This is a genomic window from Variovorax boronicumulans NBRC 103145 (assembly GCF_001591345.1).
Classification (GTDB): domain Bacteria; phylum Pseudomonadota; class Gammaproteobacteria; order Burkholderiales; family Burkholderiaceae_C; genus Variovorax; species Variovorax boronicumulans.
Map to the genome: position 1 here is coordinate 32,462 of NZ_BCUS01000034.1, position 23,277 is coordinate 55,738.

Annotated in this window: 24 protein-coding genes; 11 read left to right on the forward strand and 13 right to left on the reverse strand. The window is 68.3% G+C overall.

All coding sequences use genetic code 11. The features are described 5' to 3' along the window. Window positions 1–3 precede the first annotated feature (3 nt). From VBO01S_RS12395 to denD, 3 genes are all read right to left on the reverse strand, one after another. Window positions 4–516: a TRAP transporter small permease gene (locus tag VBO01S_RS12395; protein ID WP_062474469.1), complete on the reverse strand. Its 513-nt coding sequence runs from the start codon at window positions 514–516 to the stop codon at window positions 4–6. Between the two features lie 80 nt (window positions 517–596). Beyond that, window positions 597–1,571, reverse strand: a complete 975-nt coding sequence (locus tag VBO01S_RS12400) for a TRAP transporter substrate-binding protein (RefSeq protein WP_062474422.1) — start codon at window positions 1,569–1,571, stop codon at window positions 597–599. Between the two features lie 54 nt (window positions 1,572–1,625). Continuing rightward, window positions 1,626–2,642, reverse strand: coding sequence for a D-erythronate dehydrogenase (denD, locus tag VBO01S_RS12405; protein WP_062474424.1), 1,017 nt, complete (start codon window positions 2,640–2,642; stop codon window positions 1,626–1,628). A 65-nt stretch (window positions 2,643–2,707) separates the two neighbouring features. Between denD and VBO01S_RS12410 the strand changes: the two genes are divergently transcribed. Continuing rightward, window positions 2,708–3,769, forward strand: coding sequence for a hypothetical protein (locus tag VBO01S_RS12410; protein WP_062474426.1), 1,062 nt, complete (start codon window positions 2,708–2,710; stop codon window positions 3,767–3,769). Window positions 3,770–3,824: 55 nt separating this feature from the next. Here the strand turns inward: VBO01S_RS12410 and VBO01S_RS12415 are convergent, their stop codons facing one another. Further along, complete coding sequence (locus VBO01S_RS12415; protein ID WP_062474428.1) at window positions 3,825–5,528, reverse strand: electron transfer flavoprotein-ubiquinone oxidoreductase; 1,704 nt, start codon at window positions 5,526–5,528, stop codon at window positions 3,825–3,827. Window positions 5,529–5,668: 140 nt separating this feature from the next. On the opposite strand from VBO01S_RS12415, the gene VBO01S_RS12420 reads away from it, so the two are divergent. The 3 genes from VBO01S_RS12420 to VBO01S_RS12430 all read left to right on the forward strand — a co-directional run bounded on the left by VBO01S_RS12420 (window position 5,669) and on the right by VBO01S_RS12430 (window position 7,781). Then, window positions 5,669–6,451 (forward strand): SDR family oxidoreductase, encoded by a 783-nt coding sequence (locus VBO01S_RS12420; RefSeq protein WP_062474430.1) that lies wholly within the window; start codon window positions 5,669–5,671, stop codon window positions 6,449–6,451. 77 nt (window positions 6,452–6,528) lie between these two features. Continuing rightward, window positions 6,529–7,362 (forward strand): DMT family transporter, encoded by an 834-nt coding sequence (locus VBO01S_RS12425; RefSeq protein WP_442267803.1) that lies wholly within the window; start codon window positions 6,529–6,531, stop codon window positions 7,360–7,362. Further along, window positions 7,359–7,781 (forward strand): acyl-CoA thioesterase, encoded by a 423-nt coding sequence (locus tag VBO01S_RS12430; protein WP_062474433.1) that lies wholly within the window; start codon window positions 7,359–7,361, stop codon window positions 7,779–7,781. Before VBO01S_RS12425 ends, VBO01S_RS12430 begins: the two co-directional genes overlap by 4 nt. 29 nt (window positions 7,782–7,810) lie before the next feature. Here VBO01S_RS12430 and VBO01S_RS12435 read toward each other — a convergent pair whose 3' ends face one another. Both VBO01S_RS12435 and VBO01S_RS12440 read right to left on the reverse strand, forming a co-directional pair. Beyond that, window positions 7,811–9,169 (reverse strand): sensor histidine kinase, encoded by a 1,359-nt coding sequence (locus VBO01S_RS12435; RefSeq protein ID WP_062474435.1) that lies wholly within the window; start codon window positions 9,167–9,169, stop codon window positions 7,811–7,813. Next, a complete protein-coding gene (locus VBO01S_RS12440; protein ID WP_062474437.1) occupies window positions 9,166–9,840 on the reverse strand; it encodes a response regulator in 675 nt (224 codons plus the stop codon). Before VBO01S_RS12440 ends, VBO01S_RS12435 begins: the two co-directional genes overlap by 4 nt. 138 nt (window positions 9,841–9,978) lie before the next feature. Here VBO01S_RS12440 and VBO01S_RS12445 point away from each other — a divergent pair, with 138 nt between their 5' ends. The 3 genes from VBO01S_RS12445 to VBO01S_RS12455 are packed head-to-tail and all read left to right on the forward strand — an operon-like array spanning window position 9,979 to window position 13,072. Beyond that, on the forward strand, window positions 9,979–10,689 hold the full coding sequence (locus VBO01S_RS12445) for a phosphatase PAP2 family protein (RefSeq protein WP_062474439.1): 711 nt from the start codon (window positions 9,979–9,981) through the stop codon (window positions 10,687–10,689). Next, entirely contained in the window at window positions 10,676–11,251 is a 576-nt protein-coding gene (locus VBO01S_RS12450) for a phosphatase PAP2 family protein (protein ID WP_062474441.1), read from the forward strand. The genes VBO01S_RS12445 and VBO01S_RS12450 overlap by 14 nt, the downstream gene beginning before the upstream one ends. Window positions 11,252–11,308: 57 nt before the next feature. Beyond that, window positions 11,309–13,072, forward strand: a complete 1,764-nt coding sequence (locus VBO01S_RS12455) for a phosphoethanolamine transferase (protein ID WP_062474446.1) — start codon at window positions 11,309–11,311, stop codon at window positions 13,070–13,072. A 22-nt stretch (window positions 13,073–13,094) separates the two neighbouring features. On the opposite strand, the gene VBO01S_RS12460 is transcribed toward VBO01S_RS12455, so the two are convergent. Genes VBO01S_RS12460 through eat form a run of 4 tightly spaced genes read right to left on the reverse strand, consistent with a single transcriptional unit; the run spans window position 13,095 to window position 17,294 of the window. Continuing rightward, on the reverse strand, window positions 13,095–13,676 hold the full coding sequence (locus VBO01S_RS12460; protein WP_062474448.1) for a peroxidase-related enzyme: 582 nt from the start codon (window positions 13,674–13,676) through the stop codon (window positions 13,095–13,097). After that, on the reverse strand, window positions 13,673–14,488 hold the full coding sequence (eutC, locus tag VBO01S_RS12465; RefSeq protein ID WP_062474449.1) for an ethanolamine ammonia-lyase subunit EutC: 816 nt from the start codon (window positions 14,486–14,488) through the stop codon (window positions 13,673–13,675). The genes VBO01S_RS12460 and eutC overlap by 4 nt, the downstream gene beginning before the upstream one ends. Beyond that, on the reverse strand, window positions 14,485–15,879 hold the full coding sequence (locus tag VBO01S_RS12470; RefSeq protein ID WP_062474451.1) for an ethanolamine ammonia-lyase subunit EutB: 1,395 nt from the start codon (window positions 15,877–15,879) through the stop codon (window positions 14,485–14,487). The genes eutC and VBO01S_RS12470 overlap by 4 nt, the downstream gene beginning before the upstream one ends. Before the next feature lie 8 nt (window positions 15,880–15,887). Continuing rightward, window positions 15,888–17,294 (reverse strand): ethanolamine permease, encoded by a 1,407-nt coding sequence (gene eat, locus VBO01S_RS12475; RefSeq protein ID WP_062474453.1) that lies wholly within the window; start codon window positions 17,292–17,294, stop codon window positions 15,888–15,890. A 136-nt stretch (window positions 17,295–17,430) separates the two neighbouring features. Between eat and VBO01S_RS12480 the strand changes: the two genes are divergently transcribed. The 3 genes from VBO01S_RS12480 to VBO01S_RS32390 all read left to right on the forward strand — a co-directional run bounded on the left by VBO01S_RS12480 (window position 17,431) and on the right by VBO01S_RS32390 (window position 19,101). Then, a complete protein-coding gene (locus tag VBO01S_RS12480) occupies window positions 17,431–17,844 on the forward strand; it encodes an FKBP-type peptidyl-prolyl cis-trans isomerase (protein ID WP_062474455.1) in 414 nt (137 codons plus the stop codon). 285 nt (window positions 17,845–18,129) lie between these two features. Next, on the forward strand, window positions 18,130–18,624 hold the full coding sequence (locus tag VBO01S_RS12485) for a pentapeptide repeat-containing protein (RefSeq protein WP_062474457.1): 495 nt from the start codon (window positions 18,130–18,132) through the stop codon (window positions 18,622–18,624). 9 nt (window positions 18,625–18,633) lie between these two features. Continuing rightward, on the forward strand, window positions 18,634–19,101 hold the full coding sequence (locus tag VBO01S_RS32390; protein WP_157627356.1) for a hypothetical protein: 468 nt from the start codon (window positions 18,634–18,636) through the stop codon (window positions 19,099–19,101). Window positions 19,102–19,269: 168 nt separating this feature from the next. On the opposite strand, the gene VBO01S_RS12490 is transcribed toward VBO01S_RS32390, so the two are convergent. After that, window positions 19,270–20,868 carry an OpgD/OpgG family glucan biosynthesis protein gene (locus VBO01S_RS12490; protein ID WP_062474459.1) on the reverse strand — a complete coding sequence of 533 codons (1,599 nt, stop codon included), beginning with the start codon at window positions 20,866–20,868 and terminating at the stop codon, window positions 19,270–19,272. A 239-nt stretch (window positions 20,869–21,107) separates the two neighbouring features. Here VBO01S_RS12490 and VBO01S_RS12495 point away from each other — a divergent pair, with 239 nt between their 5' ends. Beyond that, window positions 21,108–21,860, forward strand: a complete 753-nt coding sequence (locus tag VBO01S_RS12495) for an alpha/beta fold hydrolase (RefSeq protein WP_062474461.1) — start codon at window positions 21,108–21,110, stop codon at window positions 21,858–21,860. On the opposite strand, the gene VBO01S_RS12500 is transcribed toward VBO01S_RS12495, so the two are convergent. After that, window positions 21,853–22,896, reverse strand: coding sequence for an RNA methyltransferase (locus tag VBO01S_RS12500; RefSeq protein WP_062474463.1), 1,044 nt, complete (start codon window positions 22,894–22,896; stop codon window positions 21,853–21,855). The genes VBO01S_RS12495 and VBO01S_RS12500 overlap by 8 nt on opposite strands. 153 nt (window positions 22,897–23,049) lie before the next feature. Continuing rightward, window positions 23,050–23,277 (reverse strand): hypothetical protein (locus VBO01S_RS32670; protein ID WP_218005398.1); only part of this gene is annotated, 228 nt, incomplete at its 5' end.

Consider the following 23,277-nt stretch of genomic DNA (forward strand, 5'->3'; position numbering starts at 1 on the left):
TCCTTACAGCGAGGCCGACGCGTTGGCGTCGAAATGCGCGTCGGACGCGAACTCGCGGTTCAGCACGTAGCCGCGCACCACCAGCAGCCAGTGCACGATCAGCAGCACGCCGCCGATCAGCATCGCGCTGTAGATGTAGGCGAAGGGAATCTGCGTCACGGCGGTGAGCTGGAACATCGTGCGTTCCATGTAGAGCCAGCCGTACCAGACCATGAAGCCGAAGAAGGCGAACAGCAGCCCGGCCACCACGATGCGCACCGCCACGGCCGCGGGCCGGGGCAGGGCGTCCTGCAGGTTCTCGACGGCGATGTGGCCGCCGTAGCGCAGCACGGGCCCGGCGCCCAGGAAGGTGAGCCAGATCATCATGTGGCGCGACACCTCTTCGGCCCATTCGATCGACTGGTTCGTGGTGTAGCGCAGCACGACGTTGGTGAAGATGATGACGGACATGGCCGCCAGCAGGAGGATCAGCGCCCACCGGTTGGCGGCGAGAAAGTAGCGCTCGAAGGCTTGCACGTTGTGGTTCTCTGTGGTGTCGGAAATGCGAAGCGCCCGGCACACTGAGGCGGGCCGGGCGCGGTCGGGGCGGAGCGGTCTTACTTGACGTCCGTGATCTTCTTGATGTTGTCGGCGCCGAATTCCTTGGCGTAGCCCACGTAGGCCGGCTTCAGGGCTTCGCGGAAGGCCGCGCCGTCGACGGTGCGCGTGACCTTCATGCCGTCTTTCTCAAGCTGGGCGATGCCGTTGTTCTCGTCGTCGTTGACCTTCTTGCGCTGTGCGATCGAGGCCTTCTTCGCCGCTTCGGTGAACACCTTCTTGTCGGCGTCCGACAGCTTGTTCCACACCTTGGGCGACAGCAGCAGCAGCGCCGGCGAGTAGACGTGGCCGGTGAGCGACAGGTGCTTTTGCACCTGCGAGAACTTCGAGGACAGGATCACCGGAATCGGGTTTTCCTGGCCGTCGACCGTGCCTTGCTGCAGCGCGCCGAACAGTTCCGGGAAGGCCATCGGCGTGGGCAGGATGCCGAAGGTGCGGTAGCCGTCCATGTGCACCTTGTTTTCCATGGTGCGCATCTTCAGGCCGGCCGCGTCGGTGGGCTTGACGATATCGCGCTTGCTGTTCGTCATGTGGCGGAAGCCGTTTTCGGTCCAGGCCAGAGCGATGATGCCCTTGCTCGGGAACTTGGTCAGGATGTCCTGGCCGATGGGGCCGTCCATGACCTTGCGGGCATGGTCGTAGTCGCGGAACAGGAAGGGGATGTCGACGATCTTGACCTCGGGCACGAAGTTGCCCACGGGGCCGGTCGAGGTGTTCAGCAGGTCTTGCGTGCCGAGCTGGATCGCTTCGATCTGCTCGCGCTCGCCGCCCAGCGCCGAATTGGCGAAGTGCTGGCACTTGAAGCGGTTCTGGGTGTTCTTTTCGACCTCTTCGCAGAACACGGTGGAGCCCACGCCGTAATGCGATTCCTTGGACGTCGCATAGCCGATCTTGAGAACGGTGGGTTGCTGCGCGAAGGCGGCGGTGCCCAGGGCGAGCGAAAGGCAGGCGGCGGCGATGTGGCCGAATTTCATGGTGTCTCCGGGGGGTGGGGGTCGAAAGCGCGTCAGGCGCAGGTCAGGAAATGACTATGCACCAATAACCAGTTTGACCGCGTCGGGACTTTCACGGACGTAGGCGCGGATCACTGCGTCGAAGCTCTCGTCGGCCGTGAGACCGAGGGCCCGCGCGCGCGGCGTGTCGAAGCGCCCGGGCCAGGTTTTCACGATGCGGCGGATGGCGGCGTCGGGTGTGCGGTCGAGCAGGTCGGTGGCGGCGCGGCCGGCCACGCGTTCGAGCGCGGCGGCCATTTCGCCCACGGTGGTGGCCAGCGAGGGCAGGTTGAGCGCGGTGCGCGGGCCCCAGTCGGCGTCGCTGGCTTCGGCGGCGCGCACGATGCCTTCGATGGTCCGGGCCGGCGAGGCGATGGCCACGGGCGTCTCGTCGGGCACCGGGCAGGCCGCGCGCAGGCCGGCGAGCGGCTCGCGGATCATGCCGCTGAAGAAGCCCGAGGCCGCGCCGTTCGGTTGGCCGGGGCGCACGCTCACCGTCATGAGGCGCACGCTGCGCCCCTGCACGAAGCCCTTGCGTGTGTAGTCGGCCACCAATTGCTCGCCGATGAATTTCTGGATGCCGTAGCTGGTCTGCGGCGTGGGCAGCGTGTGGTCGTCGATGAGCGCGGGCAGCGGTTGCTCGGGCGAATCGCCGAACACGGCGAGCGAGCTCGAGAACACCAGCACCGGCCGCGTGCCGAGCGCGCGCAGCTTCTCGAGCAGGCCGTGCGTGGCGGCGAAGTTGCTGCGCATGCCCAGGTCGAAGTCGGCCTCGCATTCGCCGCTGACGGCGGCCGCGAGGTGGAACACTGCGTCGGCCTCGCGCCAGAAGGTGGCTGCGTCGTCGGCCAGCTGGGCGTTGAGGTCGCCGGTGGCGGCCGCGATGCGCGGGTTGGCCGCGAGGTCGGGCGGCGGCGGAGCGCGGTCGACCAGCGTGATGCGGGCGATGTCGCGGGCGGGCGCGCCGGCGAGCGAGAGCTGGCCCAGCGCCAGGAGGGTGCGCGCCAGGCGTGCGCCGAGAAAGCCGGCGCCGCCGGTGATGACGATGTGCATGGGGTCCTGTCTCCTTGTGTCCTTGTGTCGCGAGGATAGCGTCGGTGGTATCGCACAATTTGCGCATGCCCATGCTGCCTCCCGATCTCCTCGCCACCCTGCGTTTGCCTGTGCTCCAGGACGCCGACCTCGACACCCAGGCCTCCTTCTTCAAGCGGCCGGAGGTCCGTGGGCTCTACTTCGAGGTGGTGGAGGGCTCGGCGAAGGACGAGGTGCTGCGGGCCGCCGTCGCGCAGCTCGGCGAGCTGCATCCGCACCGGGCCGCGTTGCTGGCGGTGTTCTGCGGCGCGCTGGTCGAGAATGGCGCCGATCCGCAGCTCATGTTCGACGCCGTGCGGCAGCTGGCGGGGCGCCTGCTGGCGTCGCTGGCGCCTTACTGCGCGGCGCAGCCGTACGAACCCGATGAGGACGACGAAGAACCGCAGGACGAGGCAGAACTCGCCGCCTGGCAGGCCGCCGAAGCGGCGCTCGCTGCGCTGTCGCCGCCGGCGCGTTTCGAGGTCGATGCGCTGCAGCGCGCGGTCGACCTGCTGGTGCTGCCGCTCATGACCATGGTGGTGCGCGATGTGCGCAATCACCAGTCGCTGGTGGCGGACGCAGGCCTGCTCGCGCACATCGAGGCGATGTACGCCAACGACTCGCTGCCCTTCGAGGCCCTGCACTTCCTGCGCGCCGCGGCCCAGCTGTCGTACGAGGACGAGCTGGTGGTCCTGCTGCCGGCGTCGCGCGCGGGCATGGTCGTTCGCGCACAGGGCATCAACAACAACTTCCACGCCTTCTCGCTGCTGCAGGACCTGATGGAAACGCACGCCCAGACGCTGGGCATCCGGCAGCCGCCGCGCACACGCCGCGACGAGGACAGCGATGCCGCCGCCTTCCTCTGGCTGCAGGCGACAGCCTTCGCCCAGTGCGAGCTGGTGGATCGCATGGCGTGGTCCTGGGGCGAAGGCACGCTGCGCGAGAACGCGCGCCGGCAGGGGCGGCTGGTGCTCGTCGCGCTGGAGACGGACGACAAGCCCGCGCGCGGCTGGACCGGGTTCACCCACGTGCTGCACGCCGAGCAGAACCCGCAGGTGTCGCTGGTGCACTTCCTCACGCCCGACGAGGTTGCCGCGTACCTCGCCTGAAGCGCCATGAAAAAAGCCCTCCGAAGAGGGCTTTCATGCATCGATGCTGCGGGGCTTACATGCCCACGTAGTTCGGACCGCCGCCGCCTTCGGGCGTGACCCAGACGATGTTCTGCGTCGGGTCCTTGATGTCGCAGGTCTTGCAGTGCACGCAGTTCTGCGCGTTGATCTGCAGGCGCTCCTTGCCGGCGCTGGCTTCGTCGGGCACGAACTCGTACACGCCGGCCGGGCAGTAGCGGCTTTCGGGGCCGGCAAACTTGGCGAGGTTGACGTTGACCGGCACCGACGCGTCCTTCAGCGTCAGGTGGGCGGGTTGCTGCTCTTCATGGTTCGTGTTGCTGATGAACACGCTCGACAGGCGGTCGAAGGTGAGCTTGCCGTCCGGCTTCGGATAGACGATGGGCTTGCACTCGGCGGCCGGCTTCAGGTACTGGTGGTCGGGCTTGTTGCGGCGCAGGGTCCATGGGATGTGGCCCTTGAGCAGCCACTGCTCGACACCGTTCATGACCGTGGCGATGCCCAGGCCCTTCTTGAACCAGGCCTTGAAGTTGCGCGCCTTGTTCAGCTCGGTGTAGAGCCAGCTCTTCTCGAACGCGGCCGGGTAGGCCGTGAGTTCGTCGTGCTGGCGGCCGGCCATGACCGCGTCGAACGCGGCTTCGGCGCACAGCATGCCGGTCTTGATGGCGGCGTGGCTGCCCTTGATGCGGCTCACGTTCAGGTAGCCGGCTTCGCAGCCGACCAGCGCGCCGCCCGGGAACACCGTCTTGGGCAGCGACATCAGGCCGCCGGCCGTGATGGCGCGCGCGCCGTAGCCGATGCGCTTGGCGGGCTTGATGCCCTTGGCTTCGTCGCCCTCGAGGTACCAGCGGATGTTGGGGTGCAGCTTCCAGCGCTGCATTTCCTCGAACGGGCTCAGGTACGGGTTGCTGTAGTCCAGGCCCGTGATGAAGCCCATCGTGACCTTGTTGTCCTCCATGTGATAGAGGAAGGCGCCGCCGTAGGTGTTGTTGTCCATCGGCCAGCCGGCCGTGTGCAGCACGAAGCCGGGCTGGTGGCGCTTGGGATCGATTTCCCAGACTTCCTTGACGCCCAGGCCGTAGGTCTGCGGGTCGCGGCCTTCGTCGAGCTTGAACTTGGCGATCAGCTGGCGGCCCAGGTGGCCGCGTGCGCCTTCGGCGAACACCGTGTACTTGCCCAGCAGTTCCATGCCGAGCTGGAAGTTCTCGGTGGGTTCGCCGTCCTTGCCGACGCCCATGTTGCCGGTGGCCACGCCGCGCACCGAGCCGTTCTCGTTGTAGAGCACTTCGGCGGCCGGGAAGCCCGGGAAGATTTCCACGCCCAGGTTCTCGGCCTGCTGCGCCAGCCACTTGGTGAAGGCGCCCAGGCTGATGATGTAGTTGCCGTGGTTCTGGAAGCAGGCCGGCAGGAAGGCGTTGGGCGTGCGCAGGCCCGACTTTTCGCTCAGGAACACCATGGCGTCGTCGGTCACGGGCTGGTTCAGCGGGGCGCCGAGTTCCTCCCAGTCGGGCAGCAGCTCGTTGAGCGCGCGCGGGTCCATGATGGCGCCCGACAGGATGTGCGCGCCGGGCTCGGAACCCTTCTCGAGCACCACGACGGAGATTTCCTTCTCCTGCTGGGCGGCGAGCTGCTTGAGGCGGATCGCGGTCGAGAGGCCGGCGGGGCCGCCGCCGACCACGACCACGTCGTATTCCATGGCTTCGCGAGGGCCGAACTGGGCGAGGATTTCGTCGTGCGTCATGTGGGTTGGGTCGATAATGATTTTTAGAGGCGCGGGGGCGTCCCGGTTCGCCGGGCATTTTATGCGGCGTCCGGCGGTGGCCTTGTCGCCCGGAGGCGAGGCACCCTGCGTCACCTGCGCGACTCCACAGGATTCAGCTCATGGCTTACAGCATCGATCTCTCCGGCCGCGTGGCTTTCGTCACCGGCGCCTCCAGCGGACTGGGCGCCCAGTTTTCCAAGACACTGGCCCGTGCCGGCGCCGCCGTGGTGCTGGCCAGCCGCCGCGTCGAGAAGCTCAAGGAGCTGCGCGCGCGCATCGAAGGCGAGGGCCATGACGCCCACGTGGTCGAGCTCGACGTGACCGACATCGGCAGCATCAAGGCCGCCGTCGCGCGCGCCGAGACCGAGGTCGGGCCCATCGACATCCTGGTCAACAACTCGGGCGTGAGCGCTACGCAGCGCCTGCAGGACGTCACGCCCGAGGACTACGACTACATCTTCGACACCAACGTGAAGGGCTCCTTCTTCGTCGCGCAGGAGGTCGGCAAGCGCATGCTGGCGCGCGCCCAGGGCAAGGCGCCGGGCACCTACATCGGCGGACGCATCATCAACATCGCGTCGTCAGCGGCGCTGAAGGTCATGCCGCAGATCGGCACCTACTGCATGAGCAAGGCCACCGTGGTGCAGATGACCAAGGCCATGGCGCTGGAATGGGGCCGCTTCGGCATCAACGTGAACGCGCTGTGCCCGGGCTACATCACGACCGAGCTCAACGAAGAACACTGGAGCACCGAAGGCGGCGCCAAGCTGGTCAGCATGCTGCCGCGCAAGCGCGTGGGCAAGCCCGAAGACCTCGACGGCCTGATCGTGCTGCTGGCCAGCGGCGAGAGCCATTTCGTGAACGGCGCGGTCATCGCGGCCGACGACGGGTTCGCCCTCTGAGTCCGCGGGCCTGGATCGGCATTGCCGCCGGCCTGGGTGCGGGCGCGCTCTGGGGCCTGGTGTTCGTGGCGCCGCGCATGGTCGGCCACTTCGGCATGGTCGACATTACGGCGGCGCGCTTCGCGGTGTTCGGCGCGGTGTCGGCGCTGGCGGTGTTCGCACGGCCCGCGGCCGTGCGCTGGCCCACGGGCCGGCAGGCGCTGGCGGCGCTCGGCCTCAGCGTGCTGGGCTTCAGCGGCTACTACCTGCTGCTGGCCTTCGGCATCGCGGCGGCGGGCACCGAGGTGTCCAGCCTCATCATCGGCACCATTCCCGTCTGGATGATGTTGCTGGGCCGGCCCGCGGGCCTGCACATGCGGGCCTTGCTGCCCGGCCTGCTGCTCACGGGCGCGGGCATCGCGCTGATGATCTGGGGCGCGTGGTCGGCTCAGCACGGCGCGGGTGGTGGCGGTGGTGCGCGCTTCGGCTGGGGCATCGCGCTGGCGCTGTGTTCGATGGTGAGCTGGACGGTCTACGGCCTGCTCAACGCCGCCTGGCTGCAACGGCACCGCGAGGTGCATGCGGCCGACTGGGCCAACTGGCTGGGCATCGCCACCGGCCTCGGGGCCTTGTTGCTGTGGGCGGTGGCGGGCAGCGATGCCGCCACGCTGCAGTCGCAGCCCAACGGCATGCTGTTCATCTGGATCGCGCTGGCGAGCGGCTTCGGCTCGTCGTGGCTCGCGACCATTCTCTGGAACGTCGCAAGCCAGCGCCTCTCGGCCAGCCTGTGCGGCCAGCTCATCGTGAGCGAGACGCTATTCGCCTTGCTCTATTCCTTCCTCTGGGACGGCCGCTGGCCGCAGGCCACCGAGTGGGTGGCGGCGGCGCTGTTCGTCCTGGGCATCCTCGCATCCATCAAGGCCCACCGATGAGAATCGAAATCCCCGAAAAGAAGAAGCTCGTGTACGAGATGTCGATCCCCATCCGCTGGGGCGACATGGACGCCATGGGCCACCTGAACAACGGCACCTACTTCCGCTACCTCGAGACGGCGCGCATCGACTGGATCCGCTCGCTCGGCGTGGAGCCCACGCCGGGCGGCGAGGGCATGGTGATCGTCAACGCCTTCTGCAACTTCTACCGCCAGATCGAGTACCCGGGCAACGTGCGGATCAAGATGTACGTGAGCGACCCGGGGCGCACCACCTTCGAGAGCTGGGCTACCATGGTCCGCGAAGACGCGCCCGAGGTGCTCTGCGCGGCCGGCGGCGCCACCACCATCTGGGTCGACTTTCCGAAGCAGAAGGCGCTGGCGCTGCCCGACTGGCTGCGCGAGATCGTCAGCGACTGAGGACGCGCTGACGCGTCTGCGAAAAAAGCTCAGGCCGGTCGCAGCACGATGCGCGCCTCGAAGCCGCGCGCCATGCCGGGCGGCGGTGAGGCCAGTTCCAGCGTCGCGTTGTGCTTCTCGACGATGGTGCTCACGATCGACATGCCCAGGCCGTAGCCGGCGCGGTCCGAGCCGTGGCGCACATGGCGCTGGTGCAGCGACTGCAGCTGCTCGGCGCTGACACCGGGGCCGGCATCGCGCACCACCAGCACGCACGGCGCCGCCACCTCGATCGTCACGCGGCCGTCGCCGCTGTAGCGCAGCGCGTTCTCCACGAGGTTGCGCAGCGCGATCGCCAGCGCGTCGACGTCGCCGAAGGCCACGGGCGCCGCACTGTCGGGCACCTTGAGCTTCAGGCGCTCGTTGGTCTGCGGGTCTTGCCAGAACTCCTGTGCCACCGTGCCCGCCAGCTGCACCAGGTCGACCCGTGCCCGCGCGAGCGAGGCGCCCGATTCGGCGCGCGACAGCTGCAGCAGCTTTTCGGCGCGGTGGCTGAGCATCTGCAGCGCCTGCAGCGCGCCTTCGACGTCGGTGCGCTTCAGGTCGTGGTCGAGCGCGGTCTGCAACCGCAGGCGCGCGGCGGCCAGCGGCGTGCGCAGCTCGTGCGCGGCATTGGCGGCCAGCGCGCGCTCCACGTCGAGCGACTGCGACAGCCGCTGCAGCAGCCGGTTGACATGGTCGCCCACCGCGCGCAGCTCCTGCGGCAGGCCGGGCAGGGTGATGGGGCGCAGGTCCGCGCCGTTGCGCTTCTCGATCTCGGCGGCCAGCTGCTGCAGCACGCGCAGCTCGGTGCGCGCTACCCGGCGCAGCACGAGCGCCAGCAACGGCAGCACCGCGCCGAGCGGAATGATCAGGCCGAACAGCGTGCGGTTCAGCGCGCGGCGGCGTTCGTCGAGCGGGTCGGCCACCTGGAAGTACAGGCCCAGCGTGGGGTGGCGCACGGTGTAGATGCGCCAGGTCTGGTTGTTGGCGAAGCCGGCGGCCAGCGGCACGTCGAAGGCGTCGTCGGGGGCTTCGGCCGAACGCAGCAGCACGTGCTCGTGCACGTCGACCACCTGGTACATCACGGCGTCTTCGGAGAACAGCTGCTTGGGTGCGATCAGCGGCGTGTCCTGCTTGCCGCTTTCATGGCGCAGGCGCAGCTTCTCGAGCTCCTGCACCGCCATGTCGAACATGCGGTGCGACACCTCCACCAGCTCGTTGTCGAAGTTGTGGTTGATCTCGCGGTCCACGTACCAGACCACGGCGAGCACGCACAGCAGCCACACGCCGCCGACCCACAGGATCAGCGTGCGCGTGAGGCGCCCGGCCAGCGAATCGCGGCGGTCGCGCAGCAGGGCGCTGGTCATTCCTCGTCGTCCGCAGAGAACGACAGCCGGTAGCCCAGGCCGCGCAGCGTCTGGATGTGGCTGCGCCCGAGCTTGCGCCGCAGCCGGCTGATGAACACCTCGAGCGTGTTGCTGTCGGCCTCGTCGCCGAAGCCGTACAGCGCGTCGGCCAGGTTGTCGCGCGTGTGGATGCGCTCGGGCCGCGTGGCCATCACGCGCAGCAGGGCCCATTCCTTCTGCGTGAGCACGACGGGCACGCCGTCCTTGCGCACGCGGTCGTGGGCCAGGTCGATCTCCAGCGTGCCCAGCTGCAGCACCGGCGAGGTGTTGGCGCTGCGCCGGCGTTCCACGGCGCGCAGCCGCGCGAGCAGCTCGGCCGGGTCGTAGGGCTTGATGAGGTAGTCGTCGGCGCCCGCGTCGAGGCCGCGGATGCGGTCGGTGACCTGGTCGCGCGCCGTGAGCACGATGACGATGGGCGGCTCGCGCAGCGCGCGCACCTGCGGCAGCAAAGAGAGGCCGTCGCCATCACCCAGGTGCAGGTCGAGCAGCACCGCCGCGTACTGCACCGAGAGCAGGGCGCCGCGCGCTTCGGCCAAGCTGGGGGCCACGTCGACGACGAACGCCTTGGCGACGAGGTAGCTGCAGACCGCGTCTGCCAACGAACTGTCATCTTCGACCAGCAAGATTCGCACGCGGTGGCCCTTACAAAAACTCGAAGTCTAGCGCCGCCCCTCTGGCGATCGCGTCAGGAATCGTTCAGGTCGCTTCAGACTGGGTTCATCCCGCGTGCGTAGGCTCGCGCCAGTCTGTTCCGAGGCCTGTTTTTCTTCATGACCCGTCGTACCCCGCATCTCCGTCTCGGAGCCCTGACCTTGCTTGCCCTGGCCCTGCTGATGATCTGGGACGCCCTTGGCGGCGACCTGCCGCTGGCTCGCCTGGCCGGCACGCCGATGGGCTTTCCCTGGCGCGAGAACCCCTTCCTGGTCCACGTGATGCACGAGGGCGCGAGAAACCTCAGCTGGCTGCTGGTAATCGGCCTGTTCGCCGCCATCCGCTGGCCCGTGGGCGTGCTGCGGCGCCTGGACACGGGCGCCCGCGTGCAGCTGGCGCTGACGGTGCTGGCCTCGGTGCTGGCCGTGAGCCTGATCAAGCACGCGAGCGACACCAGCTGCCCCTGGGACCTGAAGGAGTTCGGCGGCGTGGCGCGCTATGTGTCGCACTGGGCCTGGGGCCAGCACGACGGCGGGCCGGGCGGCTGCTTCCCGGCCGGCCATGCCTCGGCCGCCTTTGCCTACCTAGGCGGGTACTTCGTGCTGCGGCGCGTGGCACCGCGCGGGGCCGTCGTGTGGCTGTGCGTGGCGCTGGTCGCCGGCCTCGTGCTCGGCGTGGCGCAGCAGATGCGCGGCGCGCACTACATGAGCCACACGCTGTGGACCGCCTGGGTCTGCTGGACGGTCGGCTTCCTCATCGAGCTGGTGGCGACGCGCCGCCGCACGTCCCCTCCCATCGAGCGCACCGCGCCCCTGCATGCAAGCCCTTGATTTCGCCCTGTTCAGCTGGATCAACGCCTCGGCCTCCGCGCCGGCGTGGAGCCTGCGCTTCGCGATGTTCGCGTCCGACGTGCTGCCGGCGCTGCTGGCGCTGTCCATCGCGGCCGCCGCGGCCTTCGACCGCCGCTGGCGCCACGCCTTCTTCACCGCACTGGTCAGCGTGCTCGTCGTGTGGCTGGTGGTGAACGTGTTCCGCTCGGTGCTGCCGTTCCCGCGGCCCGCGTTCTACGGCCTGGGCATCCAGTGGGTGCCGCAGGGTGTGCGCCCGGGCTTCCCCAGCCTGCATGCGGCCGGCACGTTTGCCGCCGCCTTCTCGCTGTGGTGCCTGCCGTGGCGCACGCCCATGCGGCTGGCGCTGGTGGCGGCGGTGGTGGTGGCCTGGAGCCGGCTGTACCTGGGCCTGCATTTTCCGACCGACGTGACGGCCGCCGCGATCCTGGCGGCGCTGGTCTCGATCGTGGTGGAGCGCGGCATCAGCCGCCCCGCCGGCCGCGCGGTGTCGCGCAGCCCGCGCCTGCGTCTGCTGCGCCGCGCGCGCATCGGCCGAGCCTGAATGCGCTCTGAATGAACTGTTCAGGCTCTCTTCAGGCACGCTGCCTACATTGGCGGCATGTCTGTTTCGCGTCTCGACTCCGCGCTCCTGGCGCGTGCTCCCAGCCGATCTGAATCCCGCCCCGCGCCGCTGTCGGATGCGGGCGCCGCCGGTACTTTCTGGCAACGCATCGACCGCTGGATCTCGCAGCCCCGCTCGACGCGGCAGGTGATCGTCTGGCTCAGCCTGTACCTCGGCCTCACCGCCAACTGGCCGCTGCTGAACGACCTGGCCCGCCTGGGCGGCGCGCCCAGCACCTACATGCCGACCATCGCCGCGCTGGGCATGCTCACCTTCTGCGGCACCGTGGCGATGCTGTCGCTCACGGCCTGGTCGCGCTGGATGAAGCCGTTGTGGCTGCTCGTGGTCGTGATCGCCGCGGTGGCGCAGCACTACATGCTCCAGTACCGCGTGGTGATGGACCCGAGCATGATCGCGAACGCGTTCCAGACCGACCCCAACGAAGCGCGCGACCTGCTGAGCGGGCGCATGGCCTTCAACGTGCTCGTGGTCGTGCTGCCCGCGGCCTGGGCGATCTGGCGCGTGCGCATCGTGCCGATGGGGCTGCTGTCGCACGTCTGGCGCAACGCGCTGCTGCTGGTGCTGGCCGCCGTCGTGGCGGTGGTCACGGCCGTGGCCATGAACCGGCAGCTCGCGCCGCTGATGCGCAACAACGTGCACCTGCGCTACATGATGAACCCGATCGCCAGCCTGTACTCGGCCGGCGCCGTGGTGCTCAAGCCGATGTTCAAGCGCAGCAGCAAGCTGATCCCGATCACCGCAGGCACGGCGCTGGGCGCGAGCTATGCGGCGCAGAAGCGCCCGCCGCTGTTCGTCGTGGTGGTGGGCGAGACCGCGCGTTCCGATCACTTCGGCCTCAACGGCTACGCCCGCGACACCACGCCCGAGCTCGCCAAGCGCAATGTGCTGAGCTACCGCGAGGTGCGCTCGTGCGGCACCAACACGCTGGCCTCGGTGCCCTGCATGTTCTCGCCCCTGGGCAAGAGCGGCTACGAGTCGCGCAAGGACGAGTACGAGAACCTCATGGACGTGCTGCAGGCCTCGGGCCTGGCCGTGTTCTGGCTCGACAACCAGGCCGGCTGCAAGGGCGTGTGCGCGCGCATCCCGAACGCCTCGGCCTTCGACGGGCTCGATGCGGCCACCAAGAAGGCCCTGTGCGACGGCGAGGAATGCCTCGACAACGTGATGCTCACGGGCCTCGATGAACGCATCGCCGCGCTGCCCGCCGAGCGCCGCGCCAAGGGCGTCGTGCTCGTGATGCACCAGATGGGCAGCCACGGCCCGGCCTACTACAAGCGCTCGGCGCCCGAACTGAAGCGCTTCACGCCAGAGTGCAAGACCAACGCGCTGGCCGAGTGCGCGCATGCCGAGCTGATGAACGTCTACGACAACTCGATCGCCCAGACCGACCACTTCCTCGGCCAGACCATCGACTGGCTCCAGACCCAATCGAAGCAGTACGACACGGCGCTGCTGTACATGAGCGATCACGGCGAGTCGCTGGGCGAGTACGGCCTGTTCCTGCACGGCGTGCCCTACAGCTTCGCGCCCGATGCGCAAAAGCACGTGCCCATGGTCACCTGGTTCGGCGACGGCATGAGCGAGCGCCGCAAGCTTTCGCGTTCATGCATGGAAGCGGGCCTGGATGCGCCGCTCACGCACGACAACCTCTATCACACGGTGCTGGGCCTCATGGACGTGGCCACGCCCACCTACAAGCCCGCGCTCGATGCGCTGGCCTCGTGCCGCGGCAAGGCCTGAGCGCGCCCGCAGCTTCGGCTTCTTACTTCTTTTCGCGCGGCAGCCGGCCCATCAGGAAGAACTCGGGGTTCGGCTGCATGCCGCTGAAGCTGGCCAGGCGGTTGCTCAGGCCGAAGAAGGCGGTGATGGCCGCGATGTCCCAGATGTCCTCGTCGTCGAAGCCGTGCGCGTGCAGCGGCCCGAAGTCGCGGTCGTCGATCTCGTGCGAGCGTTCGCAGACCTTCATCGCGAAGTCGAGCATCGCGCGCTGGCGCTGCGTGATGTCGGCCTTGCGGTAGTTCACCGCCACCTGGTCGGCCACCAGCGGCTTCTTCTCGTAGATGCGCAGCAGCGCGCCGTGCGCCACCACGCAGTACAGGCATTGGTTGACCGCGCTGGTGGCGGTGACGATCATCTCGCGGTCGCCCTTGGTGAGCGAGCCTTCTTCCTTGAGCATCAGCGCGTCGTGGTACGCGAAGAAGGCCCGCCACTCGGCGGGGCGGCGCGCAAGGCCGAGGAACACGTTGGGCACGAAGCCGGCCTTTTCCTGCACGGCAAGGATCGCGGTGCGGATGTCGTCGGGCAGGTCTTTCAGTTCGGCGAGGGGGTAGCGGGGGGCGTTCATCTGCTTGTCTCCTGGGGATCGGTCCCGGGATCATAGGCAACGGCGTCCGGGCCTGCAGCCAGCACCGCCAGGTCGCTCTCATCCTTGAGCCCCACACCGCTCAACCCCCGGCGCAGCGACTCGCGCACCAGCCACGCGAGCTTGAAGGCGGCCTGCGCGTACGACAGCCCCTCGGGCCGCACGTTCGAGATGCAGTTGCGTTCGGCGTCGTGCCGGCCGCGGCGCGGCGAATGGGTCAGGTAGATGCCCAGGCTGTCGGGCGAGCTCAGGCCCGGGCGTTCGCCGATGAGCATGACCGACAGCGCCGCGCCCACCGCTTCGCCCAGTTCGTCGGCCAGCGCCACGCGCGCCTGCGTGGCGATGAAGACGGGCGACAGGCGCGTGCCGGGCGGCAGCTGCGGGCGCAGTGCGGCGAGCAGCGGCACGGCGTGGCGAGCGACGGCGAGCGAGGAGAGGCCGTCGCCGATCACAAGGCAGACGTCGCAGCCGCCTGCAGGCCGATCGTCGCGCAGGCGCGCGGCGTCTTCGGCATCGAGCTGGCGGCCCAGGTCGGGGCGGCGCAGGTAGGTGGTGCGGTCGGGCGCGCGGCTGCGCACGCGATTCACGTCCCACTGGTTCGCGCGCAGTGCGGCATCGAGTGCGTCGACATCGAGCGCTGCATGGATCGCGTCGCGCGCCATCGCGTGGGCCCAGCCGAAGCGCAGCGTTTCGTCGGTGGGCATGCCGGCACCGGCGCGGCCGAGTGCAAGCCGCGCGGGCGTGGCGGCGCGCCATTGGGCCCAGGGGTTGGAGGTGACGGGTGAATCGCTCATGGCGCCAGCGCGGACAGCCCGCCCATGTCGCTCAACAGCCGGTTGGCCGTGGGCGGTGCGAGCCGGCCGGCGGTGTCGGTGATCTGCATGCGCTGCAGCCAGGCCTCGAACTCGGGCGCGCGCTTCAGGCCCAGCGTCTCGCGCAGGAAGAGGGCGTCGTGGAACGAGGTGCTCTGGTAGTTGAGCATCACGTCGTCCGCGCCCGGGATGCCCATGATGAAGTTGATGCCCGCCGTGCCCAGCAGCACGAGCAGCGTGTCCATGTCGTCCTGGTCGGCTTCGGCGTGGTTGGTGTAGCAGATGTCGCAGCCGATCGGCAGGCCCATCAGCTTGCCGCTGAAGTGGTCTTCGAGCCCGGCGCGGATGATCTGCTTGCCGTCGTACAGGTACTCGGGGCCGATGAAGCCGACGACCGTGTTGATGAGCAAGGGCTGGTAGCGCCGCGCGAGCGCATAGGCGCGCACCTCGCAGGTCTGCTGGTCGACGCCGAAGTGGGCGTTGGCCGAGAGTGCGCTGCCCTGGCCGGTCTCGAAGTACATGAGGTTGTTGCCGACGGTGCCGCGCGCAAGCGACTGCGCCGCGGCGTGGGCCTCGTCGAGCAGCGCGGGCGTCACGCCGAACGAGAGGTTCGCTTTCTCGGTGCCCGCGATCGACTGGAACACGAGGTCCACCGGCGCGCCGGCCTCGGCGAGCTTCAGCGTGTTGGTCACGTGCGTGAGCACGCAGCTTTGCGTGGGGATCTCGAAGCGCTGGATCACCTCGTCCAGCATGTGCAGCAGGCGCCCGAGCACCGGCAGGCTGTCGGAGACGGGGTTGATGCCGATCACCGCGTCACCCGCACCGTAGAGCAGGCCATCGAGCGTGGAGGCAGCCACGCCGCGCAGGTCGTCGGTGGGGTGGTTGGGTTGCAGGCGCACGGCCAGGTGGCCGGGCAGGCCGATGGTGTCGCGAAAGCGCGTGACGACGTGGCACTTCTTCGCGACCGCGACCAGGTCCTGGTTGCGCATGAGCTTGGACACGGCCGCCACCATCTCGGGCGTGAGGCCCGGTGCCAGCGCGGCGAGGGCCTCTGTGGTGGCTTGTTCCGACAGCAGCCAGTTGCGGAAGTCGCCGACCGTGAGGTGCGCGACTGGCGCGAAGGCCTGCGCGTCGTGCGTGTCGATGATGAGCCGCGTGATGTTGTCCTGCTCGTAGGGAATCAGCGCCTCGGTGAGGAACTGCTTCAGCGGCGTGTCGGCCAGCACATGGCGCGCCGCCATGCGCTGCTGGGCGGTCGCCGCGCCGAGGCCCGCGAGGTAGTCGCCCGAGCGCGCGGGGCTGGCGCAGGCGAGCACCTGTCGCAGATCGTCGAAGGCGAAGCCCTGGCCGGCAATGGTGGTGCGGTAGCGCATCTTTTTTATCAGGGCGTGGAAGACAGCATCGCGTCAGGCGCGGCGGCATCGCGCTGCGCCGAGGTGAGCAGGAAGTAGCCGTAGGCCGCCGCCATCAGCACCAGGAACAGCACCGTGAGCATCGGGTTGAACCAGACCATCGCGCCCAGGCACACCAGCCCGAGCCCGAGCGCGACGGCGGGGAACACGGGGTAGAAGGGCGCGCGGTAGGTGCGCAGCAGGTCGGGCTCGGTGCGCCGCAACTTGAACAGCGCGGCCATCGAGATCAGGTACATCACGATCGCGCCGAGCACGGCCATGGTGACGATGTTGGCGGTGAGCGTCTGTCCGCCGAACTGCACCCACTCGTCGCTGAAGATGGCGGCGATGCCGACCACGCCACCGGCCAGCAGCGCGCGGTGCGGCGTGTCGAAGCGCGGACTCAGGCCGGCGAAGTAGCTCGGCAGATAGCCGGCGCGGGCAAGCGCGAAGATCTGGCGCGAGTAGCCCATGAGGATGCCGTGGAACGAGGCGACCAGGCCGAACAGGCCGATCCACACCAGCATGTGCAGCCAGCCGCTGTTGGCGCCCACCACCGCTTTCATGGCCTGCGGCAACGGGTCGTTGATGTTCGCGAGCTGGCGCCAGTCGCCCACGCCGCCCGCGAAGATCATCACGCCGAAGGCCAGCAGCACCAGCGTGACGATGCCGGTGGTGTAGGCCAGCGGAATCGTGCGGTGCGGATCGCGCGCCTCTTCAGCCGCCATGGCCGCGCCTTCGATCGCCAGGAAGAACCAGATCGCGAACGGGATCGACGCGAAGATGCCCGACACCGCCGCGCCGTTCAGCACATTGCCGCCGGCCCATCCGTTGGCCACGAAGTTCGCCATCGACCAGCCCGGCGCGACCACGCCCATGAACACCAACAGCTCGAAGATCGCGAGCACCGTGACGAACAGCTCGAACGCGGCCGCGATGCCGATGCCGATCCAGTTCAGCCCGATGAAGACCACGTAGGCCCCCACCGCGAACCACTTCGGGTTGATGCCCGGGAACTGCACGTTGAGGTAGGCGCCGATCGCCAGCGCGATGGCCGGCGGTGCGAAGACGAATTCGATCAGCGTCGCGAAGCCGGCCACGAAGCCGCCGCGCGGGCCGAAGGCGCGCCGCGCATAGGCGAAGGGGCCGCCCGCGTGCGGGATGGCGGTCGAGAGCTCGGTGAAGCTGAAGATGAAGGTCGTGTACATCGTCGCCACCAGCACCGTGGCGACCAGGAAGCCGAGCGTGCCGGCCGTGTTCCAGCCGTAGCTCCAACCAAAGTACTCACCCGAGATGACGAGGCCGACCGCGATGCCCCACAACTGGACGGGACCGAGGACTTTCTTGAGATGACCGGTGCCGGCGACGGGGGCCGGCGGAGCGTCGTTGGCGCGCATGGGGGCTTCCTCTCTGGGCGGATGGTGACAGTGCACCCGTCCCAAAGCAAGGGCCGTTCCATCGGATACATCGGCGTACAGGGGGCTTCACGAGGGCTGTCCATAATCGGCAGCTTTTCAACCACCGAGGTGTTTCGTGAAGTCATTTTTCTGTGCCGCGCTCGTGTCCGTCCTTGCCATTCCCGCCGCCTTTGCGCAGTCCGCGGCGGTCACCACGCCCAGCGGCCTGATCTACCAGTCGCTCAAGGAAGGCACCGGCGCATCGCCCGCCGCCACCGACGTGGTCAAGGTCCACTACCGCGGCACCTTCCCCGACAGCGGCAAGGAGTTCGACAGCTCGTACAAGCGCGGCGAACCCACCGAGTTCCCGCTCAACGGCGTGATCCCGTGCTGGACCGAAGGCGTGCAGAAGATGAAGCCGGGCGGCAAGGCCAAGCTGACCTGCCCGGCGTCGATTGCTTACGGTGCGCGCGGTGCGGGCAACGGCCTGATTCCGCCGAATGCGACGCTGAATTTCGAAGTCGAGCTGGTGTCGGTCACGAAGCGATAGCGGCCGGGGCCGGTCAGGACCGGCCTGGGCAATGAGCGGTGCGTGCAGTCTGTCACGCTGCTCGCCACGCAATAGTTGCCCGATTCTTTCCCCCTGTTTTTGCGCGCATGGGCCTCCCACAATCCGCGGCCTGACTCCTGATCCACAGGAGCGGCTTCTGGGAGGAACACATGTCCGCACTCCGTGCTGCGCCAACGCGCACGCTTCATAGCAATGGCACCGCCACTCTGATGTTTCTGGGCCGCGTGGTGCCCTCATGTGCAGTTGGATTTTTCGAGGTGCACCATGAGCGCTAAACAAATCATCGAGGACCACGACAAATGGCGAAAGGGCGCAGGCGGTGCGCCGGCGGGTCTTTCCGGTCAGAGCGACGGCAATGCCTACGCTGGCCTCGACCTGAATCTGGTCACTTTCTCGTCGAGCGCTTTCAGCGGCAGCAGCTTCACATCGACCACTTTTCAACACGCTGTCTGGAGCATGTGCCAGTTCAGCGGCTGTTCCTTCAGTCAGTGCGACATGCAGCGGATCGCCATCAGCGGATGCACCTTCGTCGACTGCACTTTCAGCGCGTTGCAGCTCAAGGCCAGCACGCTTAGCGATTGCACATTCACCCGTTGCAATTGGACCGCACTCAATTTCGATGCGAGCCAGTGGTCGCGTTTGAAGTTGCTCGAATGCCGAGGCACGCAGGTGAGTGCGACCAACCTGCAGGGCGAGCAGGTCGACTTCACAGGCAGTCAGTTCGAAGACATGCAACTGACCAACGCGCGAATCAACTGAGGCTGCAATATGTTGTGGCTTCCTTTTTCGATCATCGGCGCGTTCATTGGCGGATGTGTTGGTCTCACCATATGCGGAGATTGTGCGCACAGTGCGGGTGACGCGATTGGTGCCGTTCTCGGTATTTTCTATATGGCTGTCGGCGCGCTCGCCGGCCTGATTGTTGGATGCATCGGTGGTCTCATTTTTTCGGCACGGGCCAAGAAGGCCCATCTGTCTTCCGTCGAGAGCCAATCAGCTATCGATAGTGCCGACAAGTGGTTTGACGGAGGCTCACCGTGTCCGTATTCGGGTCTTTGGGTCGCGCGGGTGGACGACAGCCATGCGCTGGCCGACGCATTCAACATTTGGAATCGAACCGCCTGGGTGCTCAAGGGAGACCGATTTCCTCATCCGTCGACCATGTTGGCTGGCGTAGTCGTTGCAGACATCCGGTGGAAGTGTCTGGACGGGGCATCGGATCGCCCGAGGATGTAAGCGTGTCTGATCTCGCCATTGGGCATCCGTAGCACTGCGAATCAACGAACTCTGGCTTCGCTTCCGAGGCTGAGGCAGGTCACTGCCCACAGCATCGACCCTTGTCAGATCTCGAAATTTGGCTGCTGCGGATGCCCCGCGGCCTGCCTTGCCGTCCGGGGCTCCCACTCACCCCGGCTGATACTGATACAGCCAGGTCTCCGTCAACGTCTGATCCCCGTTCTTCAGATACAGCCGCATGTCGACAGGCTCCGTGCCCTCGGGCGTGAAGTCGAACTGCGCGCGCCAGTGGCCCGGCACGCCATTCGGCACAGCTTCGGCGAAGACGTAGGAGAACTTGCCGCGCGGCGCGGTGAGCACCAGTTCGGGCTTGACGCCGAAGGGCACCGTGGTGAGCGGCTGCCCGATGAACTCCACCATGAACTTGCGCACGCCCTGCGGGCGCGGCTGGCCCGGTTGGCCGCCGCGGCCGATGCGGGTGGCGACGCAGCGCGCGAGCGGTGACGGAAAGGGCTCCTGGTCGGTCCAGTGCAGCCGGTATTGCAGGCTGTAGCTCGCGCCGGCTTTCGCATCGGCCTTGGGCACCCAGAAGGCGACGGTGTTGTCGTGGATCTCGTCGTCGGTCGGAATCTCGATGAGTTGCACCGAGCCTTCGCCCCAGTCGCCCAGCGGCTCGATCCACAGGCTCGGGCGCTTCTCGTAGTTGACGCCGTCCTGGTAGTGGTCGAAGTTGCGGTCGCGCTGCAGCAGGCCGAAGCCGCGCGGCTTGGTGTCGGCGAACGCGGAGGCGCGGGTCTGCGTGGGGTTGTTGAGTGGTCGCCAGATGCGTTCGCCCGCGCCGTTCCAGATCGCGAGGCCGTCGGAGTCGTGCACCTCGGGGCGCCAGTCGATGGCGGTGGGCTTGATGGTTTCCGAGTACCAGTACATCGACGTGAGCGGCACCAGGCCCAGGCGCGACACGTCGCGGCGCAGGAACACGCGCGCGTCGATGTCCATGATCACGGCCTTGCCGCGCTGCATGACGAACTTGAACACGCCGGTGACGCTCGGCCCCTCGAGCAGCGCGTAGACGGTCATCGAGGTGGTGTTGCCCGCGGCCGGCGTTTCGAAATAGAAGCGCGTGAAGTTCGGGAATTCCTCGGGCTTGTCGGGCACCGCGACGTCGAGCGCGATGCCGCGCGCCGACAGGCCGTACTGGTAGAGCTCGCCGATGGCGCGGAAGTACGAGGCGCCGAGAAAGGCGACCCAGTCGTTCTTCTGCCAGTCGAGCTTGCCCTGGTCGCCCAGGCGGCTTTCCTGCAGGCGAAAGCCCGCGAAGCCGGCGCCTTCGGGCAGTGCGCGCGCGGGGCTGTCAGGGGGCATCGAGAAGTACGACGGGCTGTAGAGCACCTCGCGCGCAAAGCTGTCGCCGCCGGCGGTCTCCAGCACGTGCATGCGCACCGGCGTCTGGAAGAAGCGGCCGAGGTGGAAGAACGTGACGGGAAACGCGCCGGGCCCGTCGCGGAAGAGGGCGTTGGCGGGGTCGAAGCGGATCTTGCCGTGCGCGTCGTAGTCGATGCGCTCCAGCACCTGCGGCGCCAGCGGCGCGGCGGCGGTGTAGGGGCGGGCCGCGAGGCGCTTGGCCTGCGCGACGAGCGCATCGAAGGAGAAGGGCGCCGGCTGGCTCAGTTGCAGGCCGTTGGCGGCCAGCGCCTCTTCGGGCAGTCCCAGGGCGGCGAGTGCGGCGGCGGCACTGCCGGCGGCGAGGAAGGATCGGCGATCAAGCATGGGTTCTTGAGGGGCGGCGAAAGCCTTTGGAGGAGAAGGGAAAAGAGAAGCGTCGGGGAGACGGGGGAAAAACAACGCCAAGCATGCCTCGGACCACAGGGTACGGCGCGTCAGCCATTCCGCGCAAACGGGGCCGGACAAGGCCCCGCGCTGTCTTGCGGCAGCGGGTGCCGATCGGGCCCTTTTCGGGGCGTCGCCGGGTATTCTCGCGCCATCGAAAGTGCCAGGAGACAAAGGACATGTACACGGAACAAGGCGGCGAAGGCGCGGACCTGCTGTTGCTGCTGCACGGCATGGGCGCGACAGGCGCGGTGTGGGCGCCGCTGTGTGCGCAGGCCGATGCGCGATGGCGCGGCCGTTGGCTGGCGCTCGACCTGCCCGGGCACGGCGCATCGGACCGGCAGGCTTCCTACGCCATCGGTCAGCACGCGGCGACCGTGGCGCGTGCGGTGCTGCCGCATCTGCAGCCCGAAGGCCGGCTCGTGGTGCTCGGGCACTCGCTGGGCGGTGTGATCGGCCTTGCGCTCGCGACGGGGTGGTTCGGCGTCGTGCCGCACGCGGTGTTCGCGGCGGGCATCAAGGTCGCGTGGAGCGATGAAGAGGTCCGCCGCATGGAGACGCTGGCAACGCAGCCGGCCAAGCGTTTCGCGACGGAAGAGGAGGCGCGAGACCGCTACCTGAAGGTCTCCGGCCTGGCCGCGATCGCCGACGCGACGGCGCCCGTCGTGGCGCGCGGCGTGACGAAAGATGAGGAGGGTTGGCGCCTCGCGATGGACCCGCGCGCCAATGCCGTGGGCAAGCCGCCGCTGTCCGAACTGGTCGGCCTGGCGCGCTGCCCGGTTCATCTCGGCCAGGGCCGGCACGACGCGCTGGTGACGATCGAACAGACCCGTTCCGTCGACCCCGACGCCCGCGACCTGGGTCCGCATGGCCACAACGTGATGGTCGAGGCGCCCGGCGCGGTGTGGGACTGGATGGCCTCGCTCAGCTGAGCCGGTCGTCGGCGCGGCGGATCGGCACCGTCACCCGCACCTCGGCCGCGCGTGCCCGCAGCTGGCCGCAGCCGCCGTCGACGTCCTGGCCGGCCGAATAGCGCAGCTTCGTGAGGATGCCGCGTTCGTGCAGCGTGCGGGCCATCTGCTCGCAGCGCTCGCGCGACGGGCGGCCGAAAGCCACGCCGTCCACCGTGTTGAACGGGATCATGTTCAGCACGCCGTACTTGCCCGAGAGCAGCCGCACGATGCCCTCGACTTCCTCGGGCCCGTCGTTCACGCCTTCGAGCAGCGTCCACTGGTACTGGATCGGGTAGCCGGTGGCACGGGCGTAGTGCTCGCCTGCGTCGATGAGGGCTTCGGGCGTCAGGTTCGGCGCGCGCGGCAGGAGCTTCTTGCGCAGCTCGGCATTGGTCGTGTGCAGCGAGAGCGCCAGCGCGGGCCGCACGCGCGCCTGCAGCAGCCGCTCGAACACGCGCGGATCGCCCACGGTGGAGAACACCAGGTTCTTGTGGCCGATGTTGCCGACCGTGCCGAGCAGCTCGATGGCCTCGATCACGTTGTCCAGGTTGTGCGCCGGTTCGCCCATGCCCATGAACACCACCTTGCGCACGGGCCGGCGCAGGCGCGCGAGCGCGACCTGCGCAATGATCTCGGCGCTTTCGACCTGGCGCAGCAGGCCGTCACGGCCCGTCATGCAGAACTGGCACCCGACGGCGCAGCCGACCTGTGACGACACGCACAGCCCGTCGCGCGGCAGCAGCACGCTCTCGACGGTCTGGCCGTCGGCCAGCGCAACGAGCAGCCGCTCGGAGCCGTCGGCACCGGGGTGAACCGCGTGGATGCGCGCCAGGCCCGCAAGCTCGGCCTCGATGGCTGGCAGGGCCTCCATCAGCGACGACGGGAAGAAGGTGGCCGGCAGGCGCCTGCCGCTGTTGCGCGGCAGCGCATGCGACCACAGCCGCAGGATGCGCTGCTCGTGGCTGGGGCCGGCCCCGGCCTCGCGGAGTCGTCGTTTCAGTTCGTGGATTCGCATGCGCGGCGTGGGGCAGAGGGGCTCTGGTCTCGGGAGCGCCGATTGTGCACGGCAGGCGTACGAAGGCGCAGCGCGCCGGAAGCGGTGCGCTGCGCCTTCGTGTGCGCGAATTGGAACAATGGGGAGGGCCGTTGCCGGCCCTCCCGCCTTCGGTCAGCCCAGCAGGCCGTGCAGGATGTTCGTCACGGGCGCCAGCGCGGAGCCTGTGCCGCTGTGGTCGAGCAGGCTGGTGATCGGGGCCACGACCTCACACACCAGCGGCGTGACCGCGTGCTCGACGGTGTTCACCACCTCGGCGACCACCGGGGCGACCGCCGAGCTGGCGCCGGCCAGGATGTCGGCCGCGGGCACCGCGGCGCCGGATGCGGCTTGCGTGGCCTC